General features: G+C 68.6%; 19 protein-coding genes. 10 read left to right on the forward strand and 9 right to left on the reverse strand.

Annotated elements, in window-relative coordinates; translation table 11 throughout:
• Positions 1–6 precede the first annotated feature (6 nt).
• Entirely contained in the window at positions 7–1,416 is a 1,410-nt protein-coding gene (locus tag AAFN88_RS07890) for a phosphotransferase (protein ID WP_347519627.1), read from the forward strand.
• 20 nt (positions 1,417–1,436) lie between these two features.
• Here AAFN88_RS07890 and AAFN88_RS07895 read toward each other — a convergent pair whose 3' ends face one another.
• Complete coding sequence (locus AAFN88_RS07895) at positions 1,437–3,104, reverse strand: alpha-D-glucose phosphate-specific phosphoglucomutase (protein ID WP_347519628.1); 1,668 nt, start codon at positions 3,102–3,104, stop codon at positions 1,437–1,439.
• A gap of 673 nt (positions 3,105–3,777) precedes the next feature.
• On the opposite strand from AAFN88_RS07895, the gene AAFN88_RS07900 reads away from it, so the two are divergent.
• The 3 genes from AAFN88_RS07900 to AAFN88_RS07910 are packed head-to-tail and all read left to right on the forward strand — an operon-like array spanning position 3,778 to position 6,939.
• Positions 3,778–4,908, forward strand: a complete 1,131-nt coding sequence (locus AAFN88_RS07900; RefSeq protein ID WP_347519629.1) for a type III PLP-dependent enzyme — start codon at positions 3,778–3,780, stop codon at positions 4,906–4,908.
• Between the two features lie 11 nt (positions 4,909–4,919).
• On the forward strand, positions 4,920–5,468 hold the full coding sequence (locus tag AAFN88_RS07905; protein WP_347519630.1) for an N-acetyltransferase: 549 nt from the start codon (positions 4,920–4,922) through the stop codon (positions 5,466–5,468).
• A gap of 37 nt (positions 5,469–5,505) precedes the next feature.
• Positions 5,506–6,939, forward strand: a complete 1,434-nt coding sequence (locus AAFN88_RS07910; protein WP_347519632.1) for a homospermidine synthase — start codon at positions 5,506–5,508, stop codon at positions 6,937–6,939.
• A 9-nt stretch (positions 6,940–6,948) separates the two neighbouring features.
• Here AAFN88_RS07910 and AAFN88_RS07915 read toward each other — a convergent pair whose 3' ends face one another.
• The 8 genes from AAFN88_RS07915 to puuE form a co-directional block, all read right to left on the reverse strand.
• Entirely contained in the window at positions 6,949–7,206 is a 258-nt protein-coding gene (locus tag AAFN88_RS07915) for a DUF6455 family protein (RefSeq protein ID WP_347519634.1), read from the reverse strand.
• Positions 7,207–7,308: 102 nt separating this feature from the next.
• Entirely contained in the window at positions 7,309–7,872 is a 564-nt protein-coding gene (locus tag AAFN88_RS07920) for a methyltransferase domain-containing protein (RefSeq protein WP_347519635.1), read from the reverse strand.
• Positions 7,873–7,943: 71 nt separating this feature from the next.
• On the reverse strand, positions 7,944–9,551 hold the full coding sequence (locus AAFN88_RS07925; RefSeq protein WP_347519637.1) for a gamma-glutamyltransferase: 1,608 nt from the start codon (positions 9,549–9,551) through the stop codon (positions 7,944–7,946).
• A gap of 73 nt (positions 9,552–9,624) precedes the next feature.
• Entirely contained in the window at positions 9,625–10,380 is a 756-nt protein-coding gene (locus tag AAFN88_RS07930) for a class I SAM-dependent methyltransferase (protein ID WP_347519638.1), read from the reverse strand.
• Positions 10,377–11,615, reverse strand: coding sequence for a M20/M25/M40 family metallo-hydrolase (locus AAFN88_RS07935; RefSeq protein WP_347519639.1), 1,239 nt, complete (start codon positions 11,613–11,615; stop codon positions 10,377–10,379). Before AAFN88_RS07935 ends, AAFN88_RS07930 begins: the two co-directional genes overlap by 4 nt.
• Positions 11,616–11,628: 13 nt before the next feature.
• Positions 11,629–12,882, reverse strand: a complete 1,254-nt coding sequence (locus AAFN88_RS07940; RefSeq protein ID WP_347519641.1) for an allantoate amidohydrolase — start codon at positions 12,880–12,882, stop codon at positions 11,629–11,631.
• On the reverse strand, positions 12,879–13,382 hold the full coding sequence (uraD, locus tag AAFN88_RS07945; RefSeq protein ID WP_347519643.1) for a 2-oxo-4-hydroxy-4-carboxy-5-ureidoimidazoline decarboxylase: 504 nt from the start codon (positions 13,380–13,382) through the stop codon (positions 12,879–12,881). Before uraD ends, AAFN88_RS07940 begins: the two co-directional genes overlap by 4 nt.
• An 11-nt stretch (positions 13,383–13,393) precedes the next feature.
• Positions 13,394–14,302, reverse strand: coding sequence for an allantoinase PuuE (gene puuE / locus AAFN88_RS07950; RefSeq protein WP_347519645.1), 909 nt, complete (start codon positions 14,300–14,302; stop codon positions 13,394–13,396).
• Between the two features lie 269 nt (positions 14,303–14,571).
• On the opposite strand from puuE, the gene uraH reads away from it, so the two are divergent.
• From uraH to AAFN88_RS07980, 6 genes are all read left to right on the forward strand, one after another.
• A complete protein-coding gene (gene uraH / locus AAFN88_RS07955) occupies positions 14,572–14,928 on the forward strand; it encodes a hydroxyisourate hydrolase (RefSeq protein WP_347519646.1) in 357 nt (118 codons plus the stop codon).
• Between the two features lie 4 nt (positions 14,929–14,932).
• The gene (xdhA, locus tag AAFN88_RS07960; RefSeq protein ID WP_347519648.1) at positions 14,933–16,417 is read left to right on the forward strand and encodes a xanthine dehydrogenase small subunit; all 1,485 of its coding nucleotides are present in this window, start codon (positions 14,933–14,935) and stop codon (positions 16,415–16,417) included.
• A gap of 66 nt (positions 16,418–16,483) precedes the next feature.
• Entirely contained in the window at positions 16,484–17,836 is a 1,353-nt protein-coding gene (locus AAFN88_RS07965; RefSeq protein WP_347519650.1) for a nucleobase:cation symporter-2 family protein, read from the forward strand.
• 47 nt (positions 17,837–17,883) lie between these two features.
• Complete coding sequence (gene xdhB / locus AAFN88_RS07970) at positions 17,884–20,217, forward strand: xanthine dehydrogenase molybdopterin binding subunit (protein WP_347521649.1); 2,334 nt, start codon at positions 17,884–17,886, stop codon at positions 20,215–20,217.
• A complete protein-coding gene (locus tag AAFN88_RS07975) occupies positions 20,214–21,773 on the forward strand; it encodes an ABC transporter ATP-binding protein (RefSeq protein ID WP_347519652.1) in 1,560 nt (519 codons plus the stop codon). The genes xdhB and AAFN88_RS07975 overlap by 4 nt, the downstream gene beginning before the upstream one ends.
• Positions 21,763–22,881 (forward strand): ABC transporter permease, encoded by a 1,119-nt coding sequence (locus AAFN88_RS07980; protein ID WP_347519654.1) that lies wholly within the window; start codon positions 21,763–21,765, stop codon positions 22,879–22,881. Before AAFN88_RS07975 ends, AAFN88_RS07980 begins: the two co-directional genes overlap by 11 nt.

Raw genomic sequence — 22,881 nt, forward strand, 5'->3', positions numbered from 1 at the left:
GCCGGGATGCTTGACCGACTGGAAGCACGCGCGGCGCTTGCCAAGTGGCTGGCGGAACGCTGGGGCGCCCGGGAAATCGTCGTCAGCAAGGTATGGAAGCTGTCCGGCGGTGCGATACAGGAGAACTGGGCGCTGGACGTTTCGGTTCGCGGCGGCGCGAAGGAGGGCGACTACCCCTTGGTGCTGCGCACCGACGCGCCGTCCTCGATCGCGCTCAGTCATTCCCGGGCCGAGGAGTTCGCCCTGGTGTCCGCCGCCCAGGCGGCAGGGGTGAAGGTGCCGGAGCCCTATCTTTTCTGCGCGGACCTGTCCTTGCTCCAGCGGCCCTTCTATCTGATGGCCCGCGTGGATGGCCTGGCGCTCGGCCCCAAGGTGGTGAAGGACCGAACCTGGGGCGGGGACCGCAGGGCGCTGCTGGAGGATCTCGGGGTCCAGCTCGGCCGCATTCATAAGATCACCCCGCAGACGCACGATTTTCCGTTTTTGGAGGCGGCCCCGGAGAATTCCGCGCGCGCCGCGCTGGATGCCCTGCGCCGGCATCTCGACGCCTTGGGCCGGCGATTTCCGGTCCTGGAGTGGGGCATGGCGTGGCTCGACCGGAACATTCCGGGCGAGCAGGGGGACGTGGTCCTGTCGCACCGTGATTTCCGGACCGGTAACCTCATGCTCAACGCGGATGGGCTGGCCGCCATTCTGGATTGGGAGTTCGCCGGGTGGTCGGATCCGGCCGAGGATATCGGCTGGTTCTCGGCCGCCTGCTGGCGCTTTTCCCGCCGCGATCTAGACGGCGGCGGGCTCGGGGCGCTGGAGGACTTCCTGCGCGGCTACCGGCGTGAAACGGGGCGCGGCATCGACCCGGACCGCTTGGCCTTCTGGCAAGCCTATGCCCATCTGCGCTGGGCCGTCATCGCTCTCCAGCAAGGAGAGCGATTCCTGTCCGGTGCGGAAGAGGCGATCGAACCGGCCCTGATCGGACGCCGCGCGGTCGAGATGGAATGGGACCTGCTGACCCTGACCCCGCCGGTCGATCGCTCCGATTTGGAGGCGCTTCCGGAACTGCGGGGGATCGATGTGCCGACGGAGCGGGACCTGCTGCGCATCGCCGATCGAACCTTGCGCGACGACCTCATCCCGGCTTTGCCGTCGGAGAAGCGCCTGGCCGGCCTTATGATCGCAAACGCCCTCGGGATCGTCCGGCGCAGCCTGGCGGAGCCGTCGGGAGGCGGCGGAGATAGGGCGTTGTCCGAAGGCCTGCGCGCTGGCCGCGTTCCGATGGGGCCGAAGTTATGGCTCCGCTTGCGCGACGACACGGAGCGCCGCCTGACGGTTGCGAATCCGCGTTTCCTGGAAAGCGCGAAGGCGATCCCGGCCAGCGGCGGCGACGAGCGGCCGCTGCGCAGCGCCAAGGGCGGATAGACCCTGCCTGCCGTCCCGGGTTACGTACGCACGTCGGGCCGCTCCCGGCCCAGGCGGGAAGCGATCTGCGCGATTCTTCCAGCCGCGTCGATGACCTCGGCCAGCATGTCCTGCGGGTCGCCGGCCAGCAGCGCGGCGTCGTCGACGAATCGCTCCAGATAGACCCTGAGGGTGGCGCCGGCGGTGCCGGTGCCCGACAGGCGGAAGACGGCGCGGGCGTCCTCGGCGAAGAAGATGCGGATGCCCTGCTGGCGCGCCGTCGATCCGTCGAGCGGGTCTTCGTAGGCAAAGTCGTCGGCGGCGCTCACCGTCAAACCGGCAAAGCTCTGTCCCGGCAGGGTGTCGAGGCGTCTGCGCAGCTCGGCCATCAGGTCTTCGGCGGCCGTCTTGTCGACCCCCTCGTAGTCGTGGCGGGTGTAGTAATCGCGCCCGTAGCTGCGCCAATGCGCCTGCAGGATGTCAAGCACCGGCTGGCGCCGCTCGGCGAGGATGTTCAGCCACAGCAATACCGCCCAGAGGCCGTCCTTCTCGCGCAGGTGATTGGAGCCGGTGCCGGCGCTTTCCTCGCCGCAGAGCGTCACCAGCCCGGCGTCCAGCAGGGTGCCGAAGAACTTCCAGCCGGTCGGCGTCTCGAAGGCCTTGATGCCCAGTTTCTCGGCGACGCGGTCGGCCGCGCGGCTGGTCGGCATGGAGCGCGCCACGCCCGCCAGGCCGCCCTTGTAGCCGGGCGCCAGTTGCGCGTTGGCGGCCAGCACCGCCAGGCTGTCGGAAGGCGTCACGTAGACGCCGCGCCCGAGGATCATGTTGCGGTCGCCATCGCCATCGGAGGCGGCGGCGAAGTCCGGCGCATCCGGCCCCATCATCAGGTCCACCAGCTCCTTGGCGTGGACCGGGTTGGGGTCGGGATGGCCGCCGCCGAAGTCGGGCAGCGGCGTCGCGTTCACCACGCTGCCTCGGGGCGCGCCCAACTCGCCCTCCAGGATCGCCTTGGCGTAGGGGCCGGTCACCGCGTGCATGGCGTCGAAGCGCAGGGTGAAGCCGGAAGCGAAGAGCGCGCGGATGGCGTCGAAGTCGAAGAGTCCGCGCATGAGATCCGCATAGATCGCCACCGGGTCGATGACCTCGACTGTCATCTCGCCCAAGGTGCTCTCGCCGCAGGTGGAGACGTCGACGTCGCCGGCCTCCAGCACCCGGTACTCGGTGATCTCCTGGGTGCGCCGGTAGATCGCCTCGGTAATGCTCTCCGGTGCCGGTCCGCCGGCGGGGATGTTGTACTTGAGGCCGAAGTCGCCGTCCGCGCCGCCCGGGTTGTGGCTGGCCGAGAGAATCAGGCCGCCGTCGGTCTTGCGCGCGCGGATCACCGCCGAGGCGGCGGGGGTGGAGAGGATGCCGTTCCGGCCCACCACCACGCGCGCCGCGCCGTTGGCCGCGGCCATTTTCAGGATGGTCTGGATCGCCCGGTCGTTGAAGTAGCGCCCGTCGCCGCCCAGGGTCAGGGTCTTGCCGGCGAGGCTGCCGCCGGGATTGCCGCCGGGGCCGCCGCCGAGGCCGCCGACCGTGTCGAAGATCGACTGCACGAAGGTCTCCGTATAGCCCGGCGCTATGAAGACGGAGGTCCGCTTGCGCAGGCCCGAGGTGCCGGGCTTTTGGCCTTCGAACGGCGCGGTGGTGGCGACCTTCACGGGCATGACTTCGTCTCCTGGGGTTTGCCTTCTGGAACTCGGATGGGGCGGCCCGGCGTGGGCTGCCGCGGAACCGGCCGCCGGTGTTCCTTTATGTGGCTGACTGTTTGGGGCGCTGGATCATCCTCCGGACTTGCCACATTTACCCGATCGTGCCGATTCGAAGTGTAAGGGCCGCTCCGGGTTCCGCCCTGCAAGGCTTTGCGGGCCGGACCGCCCCGGCGGCCGTCGCGGTACCCTCTCTTCCGCTGGGCAAGGCGTTCATCCGCCAGTGAAAAGTTCGAAAAAAACTCTTGCGCCGGAAGCGGTTCGGCCCTATTTACCGCTCGCCCAAATTCGCACGTGCCCGTGGTTGCTCCCACGACGCCAAGCGGCGGGGCTCTCTGAAGCTACGGAGGGCCGAGCGACTTAAAGCAACGACGTAGAGGGCTTTTTTGGTCTCTGCCGGCCTCTCCAAGGGCCGGGGTCACTGAAGAGGCAGCTACTTCCTTGCCCGCCGTGCGGACCGGGTCTCCCGTTCCAAGCCAAGGCAGCACTTTTAGGGGTCGCGACGACCATGCCGTGTTCGGCGTGTTCGCGCGGCAGCCGGTATCGCCTTCGGGCCGCCGTCTCCACCACGGCGGGTCCGCCCAGGCGGCGCCGGCGCTTCTTGAACGTCGTTTTCTTACGGGAGAGTCCCATGACCGACCGCGTTCGCGAGTTCCTGCGCAGCCACCGCCACGAGGGCCCCTGTCTCGTCGTCGACCTGGAGGAGGTGCGCCAGAACTACCTGGCGTTCGAGCGCGCCCTGCCGGACAGCCGCATCTTCTACGCCATGAAAGCCAATCCGGCGCCCGAGATTCTCTCCGCCCTGGCGGCGCTCGGCTCCTGCTTCGACTGCGCCTCGGTGGTGGAGATCGGCGCCGCCCTGGCCGCCGGCGCCACGCCCGAGCGCATCTCCTACGGCAACACCATCAAGAAGGAGCGCGACATCGCGACCGCCCACCGCCTGGGCGTCGGCCTCTTTGCCGTCGACTGCATCGAAGAGGTGGAGAAGGTCGCCCGCGCCGCCCCCGGCGCCCGCGTCTTCTGCCGCATCCTCTGCGACGGCGCCGGGGCCGACTGGCCGCTGTCGCGCAAGTTCGGCTGCACCCCTGAGCACGCGCCCGAGGTGCTGGAGCACGCCCACCGCCTGGGCCTGGTGGCCGCCGGCATCTCGTTCCACGTCGGTTCGCAGCAGCGCAACACCGAGGCCTGGGACGCGGCCATCGCCGGCGCCAGCGCGATCTTCCGCACCATGGCCGAGCGCGGCATCCGCCTGACGCTGGTGAACCTGGGCGGCGGCTTCCCGGCCCGCTACCGCGGCGACGAGCCCGCTGCGGTGCGCTACGGCCAGTCGATCCGCGAGTCGATCCTGCGCCACTTCGGCAACCGCCCGCCCGAGACCATCATCGAGCCGGGCCGCGGCATGGTCGGCTCCGCCGGCGTGCTGAAGACCGAGGTGGTGCTGATCTCCAAGAAGGACCCCAGCGAGGACACCCGCTGGGTCTATCTGGACATCGGCAAGTTCGGCGGTCTGGCCGAGACCATGGACGAGGCGATCCGCTATCCGATCCGCAGCGAGCGCGACGGCGAGGCGGCGGGCCCCTGCGTCGTCGCCGGTCCGACCTGCGATTCCGCCGACGTGCTCTACGAGAAGACGCCCTACCTGCTGCCGCTGTCGCTGGAGATCGGCGACATGCTGCTCTTCGAGGGCACCGGCGCCTACACGACGACCTACGCCTCGGTCGGTTTCAACGGCTTCGCGCCGCTGAAATCCCTCGTGATCTAGAGGGCCGCTCCGTGTACGCGATCGACGACGAGGCACCGGGCGAGGCCGGTGCCCGCGAGGCGCTGCTCGATGCGGCGCTGGGCCCGGCGCGCTTCGCGAAGACCTCCGAGCGGCTGCGCGAAGGCCGCTTGCCGGAGTTGTCCCTGGCCGCCCGCGAGGACGGGAACCTGGTCGGCTCCGTCCGGCTGTGGTCCGTGGCGGCGGCGGGCGGCCGCGGCCTCTTGCTGCTGGGCCCGCTGGCGGTGACGCTGGAATGCCGGGGTCAGGGCATCGGCGCCGCGCTGCTGCGCCGCGCGCTCAACCGCGCCGCGGCGGCGGGCCACGGCGCCGTGCTGCTGGTGGGCGATGCGCCCTACTATGGCCGCTTCGGCTTCAGCGCCGCCCCGACCCACCGGCTGGAGATGCCGGGGCCGGTGGAGCGCCACCGGTTTCTCGGACAAGAACTGCGCCCCGGCGCCCTGAGTGCCGCCCACGGCCTGCTCTGCGCCGCCGGCCCCTGGCGGCCTCGGGACGCGGCGGCGCCCCGTTTTTCCGGCACGAGCCCCCGCCGCGCCGCGTGATCTGATAGACTGCAAGCGCAGCAAGGGAGACTGAGGCATGACCACCCCCTGGCCTGACTACGGCGCCATCGGCGGCCCCATCGTCATGATCGGCTTCGGCTCCATCGGCCGCGGCACCCTGCCGTTGATCGAGCGCCATTTCGACTTCGACAGCAGCCGCTTCGTCGTCGTCGCTCCGGACGATACCGACAAGGAACTGCTGGACGAGCGCGGCATCCGCTTCGTCAAGGCGGCATTGACGCCGGAGAACTACCGCGAACTGCTGACGCCGCTGCTGACCGCCGGCGACGGCCAGGGCTTCTGCGTCAACCTCTCGGTCGACGTTTCCTCGCTGGACGTGATGAAGCTGTGCCGCGAGCTGGGGGTGCTCTATATCGACACGGTGGTCGAACCCTGGCCCGGCTTCTATTTCGACGAGGGCGCCGACCCGGCCGAGCGGACCAACTATGCCCTGCGCGAGACGGTGCGGCGCGAAAAGGCGCGCAACCCCGGCGGCACCACGGCGGTCTCCTGCTGCGGCGCCAACCCGGGCATGGTCTCCTGGTTCGTCAAGGCGGCGCTGCTGGATATTGCCAGGGACACCGGCGTCGAGGCCGATACGCCGCAGAGCCGCGAGGACTGGGCGGCGCTCATGCAGCGCCTGGGCGTGAAGGGCGTGCACATCGCCGAGCGCGATACCCAGCGCGCCCGCGAGCCGCGGCCGATGAACCAGTTCTGGAACACCTGGTCGGTGGAAGGCTTCATCTCCGAGGGTCTGCAGCCGGCCGAGCTGGGCTGGGGCACCCACGAGAAGTGGATGCCGGACAACGCGCGGAGCTTCGATGCCGGCCCGCAGTGCGCCATCTACCTGCTGCAGCCCGGCGCCAACACGCGGGTGCGGAGCTGGACGCCGACGGCCCAGGCGCAGTACGGCTTCCTCGTCACCCACAACGAGGCGATCTCCATCGCCGACTACTACACCCTTCGTGAAGGCGACACCGCGGTCTACCGCCCGACCTGCCACTACGCCTATCATCCCGCCGACGTCGCGGTGCTCAGCCTGCACGAGATGTTCGGGCGCGGCGGTCAGGCGCCGGAGGCGCACAAGATCCTGGACGAGCACGACATCATCGACGGCATCGACGAACTGGGCGTGCTGCTGTTCGGCCACGCCAGGAACGCCTACTGGTACGGCTCGCAGCTCTCGATCAAGGAGACACGCAAGCTGGCGCCCTACCAGAACGCCACCGGCCTGCAGGTCACCTCGGCGGTGCTGGCGGGCATGGTCTGGGCGCTGGAAAATCCCGAGGCCGGCATCGTCGAGACCGACGAGATGGATCACGCCCGCTGCCTCCAGGTGCAGCGGCCCTATCTCGGCCCGGTCAAGGGCACCTACACCGACTGGACGCCGCTGACGAACCGGCGCGGCTTCTTCCCGGAAGATACCGACGACAGCGACCCCTGGCAGTTCCGCAACGTCCTGGTGCGGTGACGCGGCCCCCTACTGGGGTTTCTGCGCCGCCAGGCGCCGGGCGTTGGGACAGAAGGCCGGCGGGATCTGCTCCACGCCGCCGTCGGTCGCCTCCAGCCACCGCTGGCAGCTATCGGTGCGTCCGCAGGCCATGCAGGCCCGCGCGGCGGCGGCCAGCGTGGCGCCCAGACGGTCTTGAGCGAGCTGTCCCGCGTCGACCCCGCAGCGCTCCATCATCTGGCCCATCAGCTTGCTGTGGAGCTCCATTCGGGAAAGGAAGTTCGTCATCAGGCATGCCCTCTTCTTGGATCCGGGGCGAGTGTCGGCCATTGCCGCGGCGGCGGCCTTGCGCTGGATCAAATTCACCGTTTCCGGCGTCCGTGAAGAAGGCTATTTCACCGCCCTGGCCCAGAGATCGAACCTGTTCCGCACGGCCTTGGCTGAGCGGAAGCCGGCGGCTTTCATCAGGGTCACGATGCTGTTCTGAGTAAAGCCGGTCTTGTGCTGCATGCCGTGTTCGCCCTTGGCGATGGAAGGGCCGTGGCCGTAGAACATATCCAACGGCGTAATCGCGCCCGAGGGAGATTCGTACGCGGTTCCATGAGGGCCGACCTCCAGGAGGGTCTCCGCCACCTTCTGCAGGTCCGGCATACGCATGAAGAGGTGTCCGCCGGGACGCAGCACCCGGTGAAACTCTCTCAGGGCGACGGGAACTTCGTGGGCGAAGAGGTGCTCCAGAGCATGGGAGTTCCAGATAGCGTCCACCGAGTCCGAGTCCACCGGGCTCAGATCGGTCATGGAGGCGACGATGTCCGGCTCGGCCGCCGGATTGATGTCGAGCCGGATCTCTCTCCATTCCGGCGTGTCGTAGTCGGAATGCAGAGCGTTGGGACGCCAGCTTCCGCAGCCGACGTGAAGCACCACCTTCTGTTTCGCCGGGATTTGGCCTGCCATGGCTGCCTCCTTGTCCGGGGAGTCTGCCTGGAGTGCCCGATTGACCGCAAGACCGGTTTTCGCAACGTCCTTCAGGTCTCCGCGACGGCATCGCCCCAGGGGGACAGGGGCTCCGTCGCGCCCCAGTTCTCCCCGGCCTGGCGCAGCACCCCGGCGGGACAGGCGAAGGCGAAGGGGTAGGGCGCGCGCCGGGTCGTCACCACCTGGTTGTCCGCGCTCAGTTCGCGGAGCGTCTCCGGCGCCAGGCTGTCGTCGGCGATCACGGTATCGCCGCCGGAAACGTCGATGCGGGGCTGATGGAAGGCGTCTTCCAGGGACATGCCGAAATCGGCCAGGAAGGAGGCGAGCTGGGCCACCGCCGGCATGATCTTGCGGCCGCCGGAGGCGCCGAGGGCGAAACGCCGCTCCCCGACCTCGCCGATCAGGGGGCAGACGTTCATCAGGCAGCGCTTGCCCGGCCCCAGTGAGTTGGGCTTTCCGGGTTCCGGGTCGAACCACATGAGACCGTTGTTGAGCAGCAGGCCGGTGGCGGGCGAGACGACCCGCGCGCCAAAGGCCGAGAGCAGGGTCTGGGTCACCGCGATCATGTTGCCGTCCTTGTCGGCCACGCAGAAGTGCGTGGTGCAGGCCGGCGCGCGCGGGTCGTCGTTGCCCTCTGCCCCGCTGTCCTTGGCCCCATGACCGCCTGCGGCATCTCCGTCTGCGGCCAGGCGCTTGGCATAGGCGGCTTTCAGCGCGGCGGCGTAGGCGGCGTAGGTGGCGCCTACCGGGGCCGTCGCCGGCGTGAAGTCCTCGGCCAGGCGGGCGAAGACCTGGGCGATGGTCGGCCCGGCGGTCAGATGCGGCGTCACGTGGAGCCGCGCGCCGCGGTAGTCGAAGCTGAGCGCCTCCTGCCATTCGGCCTGATAGGCCTGCAGGTCCGCCAGGCGCAGGGCGCCGCCCTTGGCTTCCACGTCCTTGGCCAGGGCCGCCGCCAGGTCGCCGTCGTAGAGCGCGCGCGGACCTTGCTCGGCGATCTCCTCCAGGGTCGGCGCCATGGAGGACATGTCGATTCGCTGGTCGGAGAGCGCGGTCCAGTTGGCGACCCGTGGCCATTGGCCATCGTCCAGGAAACGGGCCGCGGCGTCCGGGTCGCGCGCGAGGTTGCGGGAGGCGGCGGCGATCAGCAGCGCCACGTACCAGTCGACCTGGAAGCCCTCCTTGGCGCAGGCGATGGCCGGCTGCAGCAGCTCGCGCCAGGGCAGGGTGCCGTAGCGCGCGTGGGCCTTGCCCAGGCCGTCGACCAGGCCCGGGACCGCGACGGCGGTGGCGCCCATGACGTTGCGGTCTTCCACCACGGCCTTCCAAGGGAAGAGGTCGCCGCTGATTTTCTCCCCTGAAAGCGGGAAGTCGGCGGGGTCGAGCCCGGCCGGGGCGCGCATGCCGTAGAACAAAGCCTCCGCCCGGCTTTCGTCCGCGTGCCACAGCATGGCCGCGCCGCCGCCCGCCGGCCCGCTCATCCAGGGTTCCACCACGCCGAGCACGAAGGAGACCGCGACCGCCGCGTCCACCGCGTTGCCGCCGGCCGCAAGCACCTCGGCGCCGGTCTCCGCCGCCTTGCGGTGCTGCGCGGCGACGATGCCGTTGTGCGAGGAAGTTGCGGGCTTGCGGACGATCTGGGACGAGGAGAAGGACGACATGCGGCGAGAAATACCCTGGAGAGAACGACGAAGCGCGGTGACTCTACAGGCTCCCGCTGCTCTTTCCCATGGCCTAGTTTCCCGTGAGTTGCACCAGGCCGCCGAGCGGGATGAGTTCCTTCGAGGCCGGCGTGCAGGGGCCGCCCTGCCAGTCGCCCTGCCACTGGCTAACGTGCAGCCCGGCTTCGGAAATCAGGAGTTCCAGCTCATCGCGCGGCGTGAAGCGGATCTGCGAGGCGGCGGTGAGGTGCTTGCCGCTCTCGACGGCGTGGTAGTGGGTCTCGTAGGTGACGATACCGCTGGCGGCGTCGAAGGTGGCGTCGTTCCAGGCCTCGACGGCCCCCAGGATCGGATGCTGGAGCTGACGCCGCGACTTCTCCGGCACCCAGTTCTTCCAGGCCTCGGCCGCCGGGTTGCGGCTGTCGAAGAGGAAGCGGCCGCGCGGGTTCAGGTGCAGGGCCATGGTCCGTAGGGCGGCGAGCTGGTCCTCCGGCGTCAGGAAAACCTGGAAGGCGTGGCCGGTCAGCAGGATGAGGTCGAAGCGCCGGTCCAGGCGCAGGTCGCGGGCGTCGCCCTCCACCCAAGTCACTTGGCTGCCGCCGGGCCGCGTCCGCGCCACCGCCAGCATGGAAGCGGCGGGATCGACACCCACGACCTCGCATTTCTCCGACAGCTTCGCCGCCAGCTCGCCGGTGCCGCAGCCAAGGTCCAGCACCGAGCGGGCATTCTTCGCCAGCCCGGCGCAGAATTCGAAGTCCGGCCCCCAGCCGTTCTCCAGGTCGTAGAACTGGACGAGGTCCGGGTCGTCGTAGAGACGGTCGTCGTTCACTGGCTCAACAGGTCGTAGAGCGTCAGCGCCACCACTTGGGTCGCCTTGTAGAGGTCGTCCAGCGGCAGGCGCTCGTCGGCGCGGTGGGCGTTGGCTTCCTCGATGTTGTGGGGGCCGGCGCCATAGAGCACCGTGGGAACGCCGGCGGCGGCGTAGAGCCGTGCGTCGGTGTAGAGCGGAACGCCCCTGGCTTCCACCGACTCCCCCATGATCCCGGTCGCGCGCTGGCAGAGCTTCTGCGTCAGGGCTTCGCCGCCGGCGAGCGGCATCAACGGAGTGGCCAGCAGGATGCGGCGGATGGCGACGGTGATGCCGGGGAAGGACGCGGCCGAGGATTCGATGAGGCCGCGCAGCTCGGCCTCGACTTCTTCGGGGTTTTCCTCCGGGATCATGCGGCGGTCCAGGCGGAAGGTCACCTTGTCCGGGACCACGTTGGTATTGATGCCGCCCTCTATGAGCCCGACGGTGCACTGCGGGCTGCCGATGCCCTCGATCTCGGACACCTTGGCGGCCAGACTCTTGCGCCAGTCGTAGAGCGCGGTGAGCACGGCGTTGCAAGCTTCCAGGGCGTCGTGGCCGGTAAAGGGCATGGCGGCATGGGCCGACTTGCCGCTGACCGTCACCTCCAGGTGCAGGCAGCCGTTGTGTGCCGTCACCACGTTGTAGGAGAAGCCGGCGCCGATGGAGAGGTCGGGCTTAGAGATGCCTTGGTCGAGCAGCCAGAAGGGACCCACCATGCCGCCGGTTTCCTCGTCGTAGGTGAAGTGCAGTTCCACCGTGCCCTTCAGCGCCGCGCCCGCCTTGGCGGCGGCCTCCAGGGCGATCAGCGCATAGGTATAGGTGGCGAAGTCGGACTTGGAGACGGCGGCGCCGCGTCCGTACATCCAGCCGTCGACGATCTCGGCGCCGTAGGGGTCTTTCGTCCAGCCTTCACCGGGCGGCACCACGTCGCCATGGGCGTTGAGGGCAATCACGGGACCTTCACCGAACTTCCTGCGCACCACCAGGTTGGTGGCTGCGATCATGCCGGCGGCCTCCACGGTTTCCTTGGGTACCGCATGGCGCTCGACCTCGAAGCCCAGGCCTTCCAGCAGCGCGGCGGCGCGCTCGGCGTGGGCGGCGCAGTCGCCCGGCGGGTTGTCGGAGGGCACCTTCACCAGTTCCGCCAGGAAGCGGGCCTCGGCTTCGCGCTCGCTCTCCAGGGTGCTCAGGATCGTCGTTTGGAAATCGGTCATCGTAAAAAGGGCCTCAGCCGAAATTGGGGTCGAAGTTCTCGAGGAAGTCGAGGAAGACGCGGGCCGCGGCTTCGGCGTCCTCGCCGGTGATGCTCTCCAGCGGATTGTGGCTGATGCCGCCGCCGCAGCGCACGAAGAGCATGGCGATGGGGCAGAGCGCCGAGAGCGCCATGGCGTCGTGGCCGGCGCCGCTGGGCAGGCGGAGCGGCCGGAAGCCCTGGCGTTGGACGGCCTTGTCGAGCTGCTCCATCAGCGCCGGATCGCAGCCGGCGGCGCCTTCCTCGTAAAGCAGGTCCATGGCGAGGTCGAGGCCGCGGCGCTCGGCGATGCCTTGCAGCTTTTGCTTCACCGAGGCGATGGCGGCGGCGCGCTGGCCGTCCTCCGGCGCGCGCAGGTCGAGGGTGAAGGACACGCGGCCGGGAATCACGTTGATGGCGCCGGGTGCCGCTTCGATGCGTCCGACGGTGGCGACCAGGCCATCCTCGGCCGCCGCGCGCTGCTCGATGGCGGCGATCATCTCCGCCGCGCCGGCCAGGGCATCCTTGCGCAGGTTCATCGGCACGGTGCCGGCATGGCCGGCCATGCCCTCCAGGGTGACGGTGTAGCGGCTGGCGCCGTTGATGGCGGTGACCACGCCCACCGGCAGGCCCTCGGCTTCCAGAACCGGTCCCTGCTCGATGTGTACCTCGACGAAGGCGAGGACGTCTTCGGGCCGGCGCGCCTCGGCGCCGATGGCCGTGGGGTCGCAACCGAAGTGGGTGAGGGCCTCGGCCAGGGAAAGGCCCTGGGCGTCGGTGACCGACAGTATGGCCGGATCTACCGTGCCGGCGACGGTGCGCGAGCCGCTGAGCGTGGTCGGGAAGCGCACGCCCTCCTCGTCGCCGAAGGCGATGACCTCCACCGCGAAGGGCAGGCGCTTGCCGCGGGAATCCAGATCGGCGATGCAGGCGATGGGCAGGGCGACGCCCAGGTTGCCGTCGTAGGCGCCGGCGTCGCGCACGGTGTCGATGTGAGAGCCTGTGATCAGCGTCTTCGCCCCTTCGGTGGCTGCCTCGTAGCGTCCGATCACGTTGCCGATGGCGTCGATGCGCGCGGTCATGCCGGCGGCACGCATGGCGGTCATCACCGCCTCGGCGCAGGCCTTGTGTTCGGGGCTGAGGAAGACACGGGTCAGCTTGTCCTCCTCTTCGCTGAAGCGCGCCCAGCCGTCGACCATCGCCTTGATCCAGGTCCCGGCGCCAGCCAGGGGTTTCGTGGCGAGGGTCATGACAGCATCTCCTTCAACCGCAAGAGGGCGATTCGTTCGATTTGTTCCAGGGCGGTATTGAACTCCGCCGCCGAGTCGTTTTCCAGCCGCGTCTCGAAAGCCGCCAGGATCTCCTCTTTGGTACGCCCCTTGACCGCCATGATAAAGGGGATCCCGAACTTCGCCTTGTAGCGCTCGTTAAGCTTGGTGAAGCGCGCCCGCTCTGCGTCGCTCAGGAGGTCGAGTCCGGCGGAGGCCTGCTCCCTGGTCGATTCCGCCGTCAGGCGCCCGGCCTGGGCGAGGCGCCCGGCCAAGTCCGGGTGAGCCTCGATGAGGGCGCGTTTCTGCGCTTCGCTGCCGGCCCGCATCGCCGCCGCCATCGCGCCGTGCAGGACCTCGGCGGTCCAGGGCTCCGCGGGCAGGCCGCCTTGCTGCAGCATGGCGTCATAGGCGGCTTCGGCGATCCAGGGGGAATGCTCGAAGACGCCGCCGAAGCGGGAGACGAAGGAGGCCCGGTTCAAAACGAAATCCCTTAAGGCTTGTGGGTCGCGTGCCAGTGGCGGGCGATGTCGATGCGCCGCGCCGCCCAGACGGCGTCGTGCGACTTCACGTAGTCGAGGAAGCGGGCCAGGGCCGCGGCGCGCCCCGGCCGTCCGGCAAGGCGGCAATGCAGGCCGACCGACATCATCTTCGGCGCGCCCGCCTGACCTTCGGCATACAGCACGTCGAAGGTGTCCTTCAGGTAGGTGAAGAACTGGTCGCCGGAGTTGAAGCCCTGGGGCGTGGCGAAGCGCATGTCGTTGGCGTCCAGGGTGTAGGGTACGATGAGGTGCGGCCCTTTCGGCCCCTCAATCCAGTAGGGCAGGTCGTCGGCATAGGAATCGGCGGAATAGAGGAAGCCGCCTTCCTCCATCACCAGGTCGAGGCTGTGAACCGAGGTGCGTCCGGTGTACCAGCCCAGGGGCCGCTGGCCGGTCACTTGCGTATGGATGCGGATCGCCTCGTCCAGGTGGGCGCGCTCCTCTTCCTTGGTGAAGTCCTTGTATTCGATCCATTTCAGGCCGTGGGAGGCAATTTCCCAGCCTGCCTGCTGCATGGCGGCGACGGCGGCGGGGTTGCGCTGCAGCGCCGTGGCGACGCCGTAGACCGTGACCGGCACGCCGGCGGCGGTGAAGAGACGGTGCAGCCGCCAGAATCCGGCGCGGCTGCCGTACTCATAGATGGATTCCATGTTCATGTGGCGCTGGCCCGGCCAGGGCTGGGCACCGACGATTTCCGAGAGGAAGGCCTCGGAGGCGGCATCGCCGTGCAGGATGCTGTTCTCGCCGCCCTCTTCGTAATTGATGACGAATTGCACTGCGATGCGGGCGCCGCCGGGCCAGGCCGGGTCGGGAGGTGTCGCGCCGTAGCCGGTGAGGTCGCGCGGATAGTCGCCGGTCATCGTCTTCTTGCCTTCCCCTGGCGGGCCGCCGTTCGCCACAGGGCCTCTGACCATAATAGTCCGGGCGAACGGGGCTGAATTTGCATGTTTTTTTTGAAACTGCTTCCGGAGGGAGTAGTCTTCAAATTCCCGTCGCAACCCTTGAGACTTACCTGACTCAGAAGGTCAGCGACAAGAACCAAGGCCCCCCTTTCTTGGATGGGGGCTTGGCCGCAAAGTGCTGAAACGGGCCAAAAACCGCGACAAGCTGGCCGGGGAGGGGAATCGACATGAGCGGAAAACTGACGACGCACGTGCTGGACACTGCCGGCGGCCGGCCGGCTGCCGGGGTGCGAATCGAGGTTTTCCGCCTGGCCGGCGGCACCCGCGAGCCCCTGTGCGAGGTCGAGACCAATGCCGATGGCCGCTGCGACGGCCCACTTCTGCACGGCGCCGATTTCACCGCCGGAACCTACGAGCTGGTCTTTCACGCCGGCGATTATTTCCGCGCGGCCGGGACCCCGCTGCCTTCACCAGCCTTCCTGGAAGCGGTGCCGGTCCGCTTCGGCATCGCCGAGCCCGGTCAGCACTACCATGTTCCGCTGCTGATCTCGCCCTACGGCTACTCGACCTACCGGGGCAGCTGACATCATGCGCGGCGAAATCCGATTTCTGCTGGATGACGCGCCGCGCCGCCTGACGCAGTTCGATCCCACCATGACCGTACTGGACTACCTGCGCCAGGCCGAGCACCTGACCGGCACCAAGGAAGGTTGCAACGAGGGCGACTGCGGGGCCTGCACCGTGGTAGTGGCAAAGCCGGAGAAGGGCCGCCTGCGCTACCAGGCCGTCAACGCCTGCATCCAGTTTCTCGGCACCCTGGATGGCTGCCAGCTCATCACCGTGGAGCATCTGGCAAAGCAAGGCAGACTGCATCCCGTGCAGCAGGCCATGCTCGATCTTCATGGCTCTCAGTGCGGGTTCTGCACGCCGGGCTTCGTCATGTCGCTCTTCGCCATGACCCGCGACCACGAAGCCGCGCCCGACGAGGCCGCCATCGACGACGTGCTGGCCGGCAACCTCTGCCGCTGCACCGGCTACGCGCCTATCGCCCGCGCCGCCCAAGCTGTCTACGGGATGGGGCCGCGCGACGACAGCTTTACCGCGGACGAAGCGGTAACGCTGGAGAAACTGGCGGCGCTGCGCGACGAGGAGACCGTCGCCCTCGATGACGGAGGCGGCCGGCGTTTCTTCGCCCCGGCGGCGCTCGACGATCTGGCGGCGCTCTACGAGCAGAACCCCGAGGCGACCTTGAGCGCCGGGTCCACCGACGTCGGCCTCTGGGTCACCAAGCAGATGCAGCGTCCGGCGACGCTGATTTACACGGGTCGCGTGGCCGAGCTGGCGCGGATCGAGGAGACGGCGGAGGTTCTCGAGATCGGCGCCGGGGTCACCTACAGCGACGCGCTGGACGTCTTGGCCAAACACTACCCGGACATGGGCGAGGTGATCCGGCGCATCGGCTCGGTGCAGATCCGCAATACCGGGACAATCGGCGGCAACATCGCCAACGGCTCGCCCATCGGCGACACGCCGCCGCTGCTCATCGCCGCCGGGGCCACTCTGCACCTGCGCAAAGGCGCAGCGGAGCGGTCGCTGCCGCTGGAAGATTTCTTCCTCGATTATGGAAAGCAGGATCGCGCAGCCGGCGAGCTGGTGACGGGCGTTACCTTGCCGCTGCGCAAGGCCGGCGAGATATTCCGCGCCTACAAGGTGTCCAAGCGCTTCGATCAGGACATTACGGCGGTGCTGGGGGCGTGCTGCCTGCGCGTCGAGGACGGTGTGGTGTCCACGGCGCGGATCGCCTACGGCGGCATGGCGGCGACGCCCCGGCGCGCCGCTGGGGCCGAGGCGGCGCTGCTGGGCCAATCCTGGAACGAGGCGTCCGTGGCGCGCGCCATGGCGGCCCTGGAGAACGACTTCCAACCGCTCACCGATTGGCGCGCCAGCGCGGCCTACCGCATGAAGGTGGCGCGGAACCTGCTGCGCCGCTGCTTGATCGAAACCACGCAACCGGACAGCGCCACCCGCCTCGCGGGCCCGGCGCTGGAATCGCTGGAGAAGGGCGCCTACTGACGCGCAAGACGCCGGCGGCAACAAGGGCGCAAAGCCACGCCGAACGAAAAGAGGGGGAATTTCCATATGACGACGCAAGCGCGCGGCGCTGACACCAACCTGCGGCCCGACCTGTTGCGGGATCCGAACTACATGCCGCCGCTGGCCATCGCGGTGCCGCTGGGGATACAGCATGTCCTGGCCATGTTCGTGTCGAACGTGACGCCGGCTTTCATCATCGCCGGGGCCGCCGGGCTGGCCGGTGCCGACCTGGTCTATCTCGTCCAGATGGCCATGGTGTTCTCGGGCATCGCGACGCTGATGCAGACCGTCGGCCTCGGGCCTGTCGGCGCGCGGCTGCCGGTGGTGCAGGGCACCTCCTTCGCCTTCATTCCCGTCATGATCCCGATCGTGAAGGGCGCCGGGCTGGGTGCCCTCTTTGGCGGCGTCGTCCTGGGGGGTATCTTCCACTTCCTGCTGGGCACGGTCATCGGCAAGATCCGCAATCTGCTGCCGCCGCTGGTCACCGGCCTGGTGGTCATGTCCATCGGCCTGGCGCTGATCCCCGTCGGTATCCAGTACGCCGCCGGTGGGGTGCCGCTGATGGGCAAGCCGGAGTTCGGCAGCTTCATCCACTGGTTCCTCGCACTGGTGGTGATCTTCGTCACCCTCGGGATAAAGTTCTTCTTCAAAGGCTTCGTCAGCGCCGCGGCGGTGTTGATCGGCATTCTCGCGGGCTACCTCGTCGCCGGCGTCATGGGACTGGTCGACTTCGGCCGCGTCGGCAGCGCGGCGTGGTTTGCGCTGCCCTCGCCGCTACGTTTCGGCTTCGAGATCAACGCCGCGGCGGTGATCGGCATGTGCCTCATGGCGGTGGTCTCGGCCATCGAGACGGTCGGCGACATCTCCGGCATCACCAAGGGCGGCGCCGACCGCGAGGCCGCCGACAAGGAGATCGCCGGCGGCACCATGGCCGACGGCCTGGGCACGGCCGTGGCCGGCCTCTTCGGCGCCTTTCCGAACACCTCTTTCAGCCAGAACGTCGGCCTGGTCGCCATCACCGGCGTGATGAGCCGCCATGTGGTCACCATCGGCGCAGTCTTCCTCATCGTCGCGGGTCTTGTGCCCAAAGTGGGCGCGGTCATCGCGGCGATGCCGATCGCGGTGCTGGGCGGCGGCGTCATCGTCATGTTCGGCATGGTGGTGTCCGCAGGCCTCAACATGCTCTCCGAAGTCACCTTCAACCGGCGCAACATGGTGATTATCGCCATGTCTCTCTCGGTCGGCCTGGGCCTGCAGGCAGTGCCCCAGGCCATCCAGCATCTGCCGGACACCGCACAATTGTTGTTGAAGACTGGCTTGTTGCCGGTGGCGTTCCTTGCGATTTTGCTTAATGTGGTCATCCCCGAGGAGCGGGACCACGAAGAAGCGGGGTATTAACCCGCTCGAACACAGGGAGAGGTTTCTTGGCTGGAACCGGGGCCGAGGTGAAAACCGATGCGATCAGGGGCGGCGTGCAGACGCCGCAGCGCCACGACAGCGGCCACAAGCACGTGGCCGGCGCGGCCGCCTATGCCGACGACCTGGTCGAGCCGCAGGGGCTGCTGCACGTCTGCCTCGGCCTCTCCGAGCATGCTCACGCCCGCCTGAAGAAGGTCGATCTGGACCCGGTGCGCCGGGCCGAGGGCGTGCACCTGGTGCTGACCGCCGCGGACATTCCCGGTGTCAACGACATCAGCCCGACCCATCTGCACGACGAGCCGATCCTGGCCGGGGGCGAAGTTCACTACGCCGGCCAGCCGATCTTCGCGGTGGCGGCGGAGACCCGCGAGCAGGCGCGCTTCGCTGCCCGCCTCGCCGCGATCGATTACGAGGTCTTGCCGGCGGCACTCAGCTACGCGGAGGCGCGGGCGGCGGGCCGGCTGGTGACCGAGCCCATGACGCTGGCGCGCGGCGACGCCCGGGCGGCGCTGGCCCAGGCGCCGCGGCGTCTCGCCGGGCAGATGAACCTCGGCGGGCAGGAGCACTTCTACCTGGAAAGCCAGATCGCACTGGCCTACCCCGGCGAGGACGACGAGGTGACGGTGATCTGCTCCACCCAGCACCCGACCGAGATCCAGTCCATGGTGGCCGGGGCGCTGGGCGTGCCGGCCAACGCGGTGACGACGCAGGTGCGGCGCATGGGCGGCGCCTTCGGCGGAAAGGAGACGCAGGGCAACCTCTTCGCCGCGGTGGCCGCCCTGGTCGCCAAGAAGTCGGGCCGTGCCGCCAAGCTGCGCCCGGACCGCGACGACGACATGATCATCACCGGCAAGCGCCACGACTTCCTCATCGACTACGAGGTCGGCTTCGACGACGAGGGCCGCATCCTCGCCGTCGACATGAACTATGCGGCGCGCTGCGGCTGGTCGGCCGACCTCTCCGGCCCGGTCACCGACCGCACCCTGTTCCACGCCGACAACTGCTACTACTTCCCGGATGTAAAGCTGACCTCGGAGCCCTTGCGGACCAACACCTGCTCCCACACCGCCTTCCGCGGCTTCGGCGGACCGCAGGGCATGGTCGGCGGCGAGCGTGTGATCGAGGAGATCGCCTTCGCCCTGGGTAAGGACCCGCTGGAGATCCGCAAACTGAACCTCTACGGGCCGGGGCGCGACATCACGCCCTACCATCAGCAGGTTGAGGACAACATCGCGCCGGAAATCATCGCCAAGCTGGAGGTCGACTGCGACTACCAGCGCCGCCGTGAGGAGATCCGCACCTTCAACAGAACTTCGCCGGTCATCAAGCGCGGCATCGCGCTGACTCCGGTGAAGTTCGGTATCTCCTTCACGCTGACCGCTTACAACCAGGCCGGCGCCCTGGTGCACATCTACCGCGACGGCTCGGTGCACCTGAACCACGGCGGCACGGAGATGGGGCAGGGGCTCTACACCAAGGTGGCCCAGGTCGTGGCCGAGGCCTTCCAGATCGACATCGACAAGGTGAAGATCACCGCCACCTCCACCGGCAAGGTGCCCAACACCTCCGCCACCGCCGCCTCTTCCGGCTCCGACATCAACGGCATGGCCGCGCTCAACGCCTGCAACGCCATCAAGGCGCGCCTCGTCGACTTCGCGGCGGAGAACTGGGAGGTGCCGAAGGAGCAGGTCGAATTCCTGCCGGGCCGCGTGCGCGTCGGCAACCAGGAGATCGACTTCCCCGGCTTTGTGAACGCCGCCTACATGGCCCGCGTCTCGCTGTCCTCCACGGGCTTCTACAAGACGCCGAAGATTCATTGGGACCGCGCGGCGGGCAGGGGGCGGCCTTTCTATTATTTCTCCTATGGCGCGGCGGCCTCGGAAGTGGCGGTCGACACGCTGACCGGCGAGTACCGGGTGATCCGCGCCGACATCCTGCACGACGTTGGCGAGTCCCTGAACCCGGCCCTCGACATCGGTCAGATCGAGGGCGGCTTCGTGCAGGGCATGGGCTGGCTCACCATGGAGGAGTTGTGGTGGGACGATAAGGGGCACCTGCGCACCCACGCACCCTCCACCTACAAGATCCCGGCCTGCGGCGACCGTCCGCGTATCTTCAATGTCGATCTGGTGCAGGACAGCCCCAACCGGGAAGAGACCATCTTCCGCTCCAAGGCGGTGGGTGAGCCGCCGCTGATGCTGGCGATTTCGGTGCTGCAGGCGCTGTCCGACGCCGTCGCCTCGGTCGCGGATTACCGCCTCTGCCCGCGCCTCGATGCCCCGGCGACGCCGGAGCGGGTGCTCATGACCGTCGAGCGCCTGCGGAAGGAAGCCGCCGCGCTGGAAGGAAAGCTGGCATGAGCGCAGCGCGTCTCGAGGTCAAGGGCGTCAGCAAGCGCTTTCCCGGCGTGCTGGCCAACGACAAGGTCGATTTCGCCGTAGCGCCGGGGGAGATCCACGCGCTGCTGGGGGAGAACGGCGCCGGCAAGTCGACCCTGGTGAAGATCATCTACGGCGTGCTGCACCCTGACGAAGGCAGCCTGGCGTGGGACGGCGCGGAGGTCTCCGTCGCCGACCCCCATGCCGCCCGCGCGCTGGGTATCGGCATGGTGTTCCAGCACTTCTCCCTTTTCGAGGCCATGACGGTGCTGGAGAACGTGGCCCTGGGCATGGACAAGCCGGGCGACATGACGGTCCTGGCGCGGCGGGTGCGCGAGGTCAGCCAGGCCTACGGCTTGCCGCTCGACCCCGACCGCGACGTCTACACGCTGTCGGTGGGCGAGCGCCAGCGCATCGAGATCGTGCGCTGCCTGCTGCAGGGCCCCAAGCTGCTGATCATGGACGAACCCACCTCGGTGCTGACGCCGCAGGAGGTGGACCGCCTCTTCGAGACCCTGCGCCAGCTCGCGTCCGAGGGCGTGTCGATCCTCTACATTTCCCACAAGCTGCAGGAGATCAAGGCGCTCTGCGACCGCGCCACCATCCTGCGCGGCGGCCGGGTGGTGGCCGCTTGCGATCCCAAGGCGGAGACCGCCAAGTCCATGGCGCAGATGATGATCGGCGCCGACCTGAAGACCGTGACCCGGCGCAGCGGCGGTGATTTGGGCGAGGCGCGCCTTGTCGTGGAGGGCCTCAGCCTGGCATCCGAGGAGGTGCACGGCACCGACTTGAAGAACATTTCCTTTGCCGTGCGGGCGGGGGAAGTCTTCGGCATCGCCGGGGTGGCCGGCAACGGGCAGAACGAACTGCTGGCGGCGCTGTCCGGCGAACGCCTGGCCGACCACGCGACGGTGCTGCGCATCGACGGCCAGCCGATGGGCCGCCGCGATGCGGGCGCGCGGCGCCGTCAGGGCCTCTGCGCGGTGCCGGAGGAGCGCAACGGCCATGCCGCGGTGCCCGGCATGTCGCTGGTGGAGAACGCCGTCTTGAGCGGTCATCACCGCATGGGGCTGGTCTCCTCGCTCTTCATCCGCGCCGGGGCGGCGGGACGCTTCGCCGGCGAGATCGTCAAGGCCTTCGACGTGCGCACGCCGGGCACCGGCGCGGCGGCGGGCAGTCTTTCCGGCGGCAACCTGCAGAAGTTCATCGTCGGGCGGGAGATCCTGCAGAACCCGACGGTCCTGGTGGTCTCCCAGCCGACCTGGGGCGTCGACGCCGGGGCGGCGGCCACCATCCACCAGGCGCTGGCCGACTTGGCCGCGGAAGGCGTCGCCGTGGTGGTGATCTCCCAGGACCTGGACGAATTGCTGGCCATCACCGACCGCCTGGCGGTCATCAACGTCGGCGTGCTATCCAGCGCCATGGTGACCAAGGAGGCCTCGGTGGAGGAAATCGGTCTGCTGATGGGCGGTGTGCACGGCCTGGACGGCAGCGGCAGCGAGGGAAGCGTGGGAGAGGAAGGGGTTCATGTCGCCTAAGGCGCAGCTCAAAGCTCCCTGGCTGAAGATCGAGCCGCGGCGCGAGGTTTCGCGCGGCCTGCTTTATGCGACACCGCCGCTGGCCGTGGCGTTCACCGTCCTCACCGGATTTTTCCTCTTTCTCGCCATGGGCTACGACCCCTTCCTGTCGCTCTATCACTTCTTCGTCTCGCCGCTGCTCAGCCTCTACGGCTGGAGCGAGCTTTTCGTGAAGGGAGCGCCGCTGATCATGATCGGCGTCGGCCTGGCCGTCGGCTTCCGCGCCAATGTCTGGAACATCGGCGCCGAGGGCCAACTCACCATGGGTGCGGTGGCCGGCGGCGCGGTGGCCCTGGCCTTCTGGGGCGAGGAAACGGCGCTGACCCTGCCGCTCATGTGCCTGGCCGGCATCGCCGGCGGCATGGCCTATGGGGCCATTCCGGCCTTTCTGAAGACCCGCTTCGGGGTCAACGAGATCCTGACCTCGCTCATGCTGACCTACGTGGCGACCCTGTTCCTCTCGACCCTGGTCTACGGGCCTCTCAAGGACCCCCTGGGCTTCAACTTCCCGCAATCGCGCCTGTTCGGCGACGCGGCCCTGCTGCCGATCCTGCTGGGGGGCACGCGCCTGCACCTGGGCACCGTCATCGCGCTGGCCATTGCCGTGGCCGGCTGGGTGCTGATGACCTTCACCATCGTCGGCTTCCAGGTGCGCGTGCTGGGCCAGGCGCCCCAGGCGGCGCGCTTCGCCGGCTTCAGCGGTCCGCGCCTGGTGTGGTTCTGCCTGCTGCTGAGCGGCGGGCTGGCGGGCCTGGCCGGCCTTTTCGAAGCCGCCGGGCCAATCGGCCAGCTCGTCCCGCAGATCTCCCCCGGCTACGGCTTCACCGCCATCATCGTTGCCTTCCTGGGGCGCTTGCATCCCCTGGGCATCATCCTTTCAGGCCTGCTGATGGCGCTCAGCTACATCGGCGGGGAGACGGCACAGGTGGAGGTCGGCCTGCCCCAGGCCGTGACCGGCGTGTTCCAGGGGCTGCTGCTGTTCTTCCTGCTGGCCTCCGACTTCCTGGTGCGCTACCGCCTGCGCCTGCGCGGCGCTGCGGCTGCAGCCCAGCCGCAAGCGGCGGAGTAG

The organism is Pelagibius sp. CAU 1746 (genome assembly GCF_039839785.1).
Taxonomy (GTDB): Bacteria; Pseudomonadota; Alphaproteobacteria; order Kiloniellales; family Kiloniellaceae; genus Pelagibius.

What these genes read in the sequence shown, in the direction of transcription:
- AAFN88_RS07890 (WP_347519627.1), top strand. Translation starts at nt 7, where the DNA reads ATGCTTGACCGACTGGAAGCACGCGCGGCGCTTGCCAAGTGGCTGGCG.
- AAFN88_RS07895 (WP_347519628.1), bottom strand. Translation starts at nt 3,104, where the DNA reads ATGCCCGTGAAGGTCGCCACCACCGCGCCGTTCGAAGGCCAAAAGCCC.
- AAFN88_RS07900 (WP_347519629.1), top strand. Translation starts at nt 3,778, where the DNA reads ATGACCGACCGCGTTCGCGAGTTCCTGCGCAGCCACCGCCACGAGGGC.
- AAFN88_RS07910 (WP_347519632.1), top strand. Translation starts at nt 5,506, where the DNA reads ATGACCACCCCCTGGCCTGACTACGGCGCCATCGGCGGCCCCATCGTC.
- AAFN88_RS07915 (WP_347519634.1), bottom strand. Translation starts at nt 7,206, where the DNA reads ATGACGAACTTCCTTTCCCGAATGGAGCTCCACAGCAAGCTGATGGGC.
- AAFN88_RS07920 (WP_347519635.1), bottom strand. Translation starts at nt 7,872, where the DNA reads ATGGCAGGCCAAATCCCGGCGAAACAGAAGGTGGTGCTTCACGTCGGC.
- AAFN88_RS07925 (WP_347519637.1), bottom strand. Translation starts at nt 9,551, where the DNA reads ATGTCGTCCTTCTCCTCGTCCCAGATCGTCCGCAAGCCCGCAACTTCC.
- AAFN88_RS07935 (WP_347519639.1), bottom strand. Translation starts at nt 11,615, where the DNA reads ATGACCGATTTCCAAACGACGATCCTGAGCACCCTGGAGAGCGAGCGC.
- AAFN88_RS07940 (WP_347519641.1), bottom strand. Translation starts at nt 12,882, where the DNA reads ATGACCCTCGCCACGAAACCCCTGGCTGGCGCCGGGACCTGGATCAAG.
- puuE (WP_347519645.1), bottom strand. Translation starts at nt 14,302, where the DNA reads ATGACCGGCGACTATCCGCGCGACCTCACCGGCTACGGCGCGACACCT.
- uraH (WP_347519646.1), top strand. Translation starts at nt 14,572, where the DNA reads ATGAGCGGAAAACTGACGACGCACGTGCTGGACACTGCCGGCGGCCGG.
- xdhA (WP_347519648.1), top strand. Translation starts at nt 14,933, where the DNA reads ATGCGCGGCGAAATCCGATTTCTGCTGGATGACGCGCCGCGCCGCCTG.
- AAFN88_RS07965 (WP_347519650.1), top strand. Translation starts at nt 16,484, where the DNA reads ATGACGACGCAAGCGCGCGGCGCTGACACCAACCTGCGGCCCGACCTG.
- AAFN88_RS07975 (WP_347519652.1), top strand. Translation starts at nt 20,214, where the DNA reads ATGAGCGCAGCGCGTCTCGAGGTCAAGGGCGTCAGCAAGCGCTTTCCC.
- AAFN88_RS07980 (WP_347519654.1), top strand. Translation starts at nt 21,763, where the DNA reads ATGTCGCCTAAGGCGCAGCTCAAAGCTCCCTGGCTGAAGATCGAGCCG.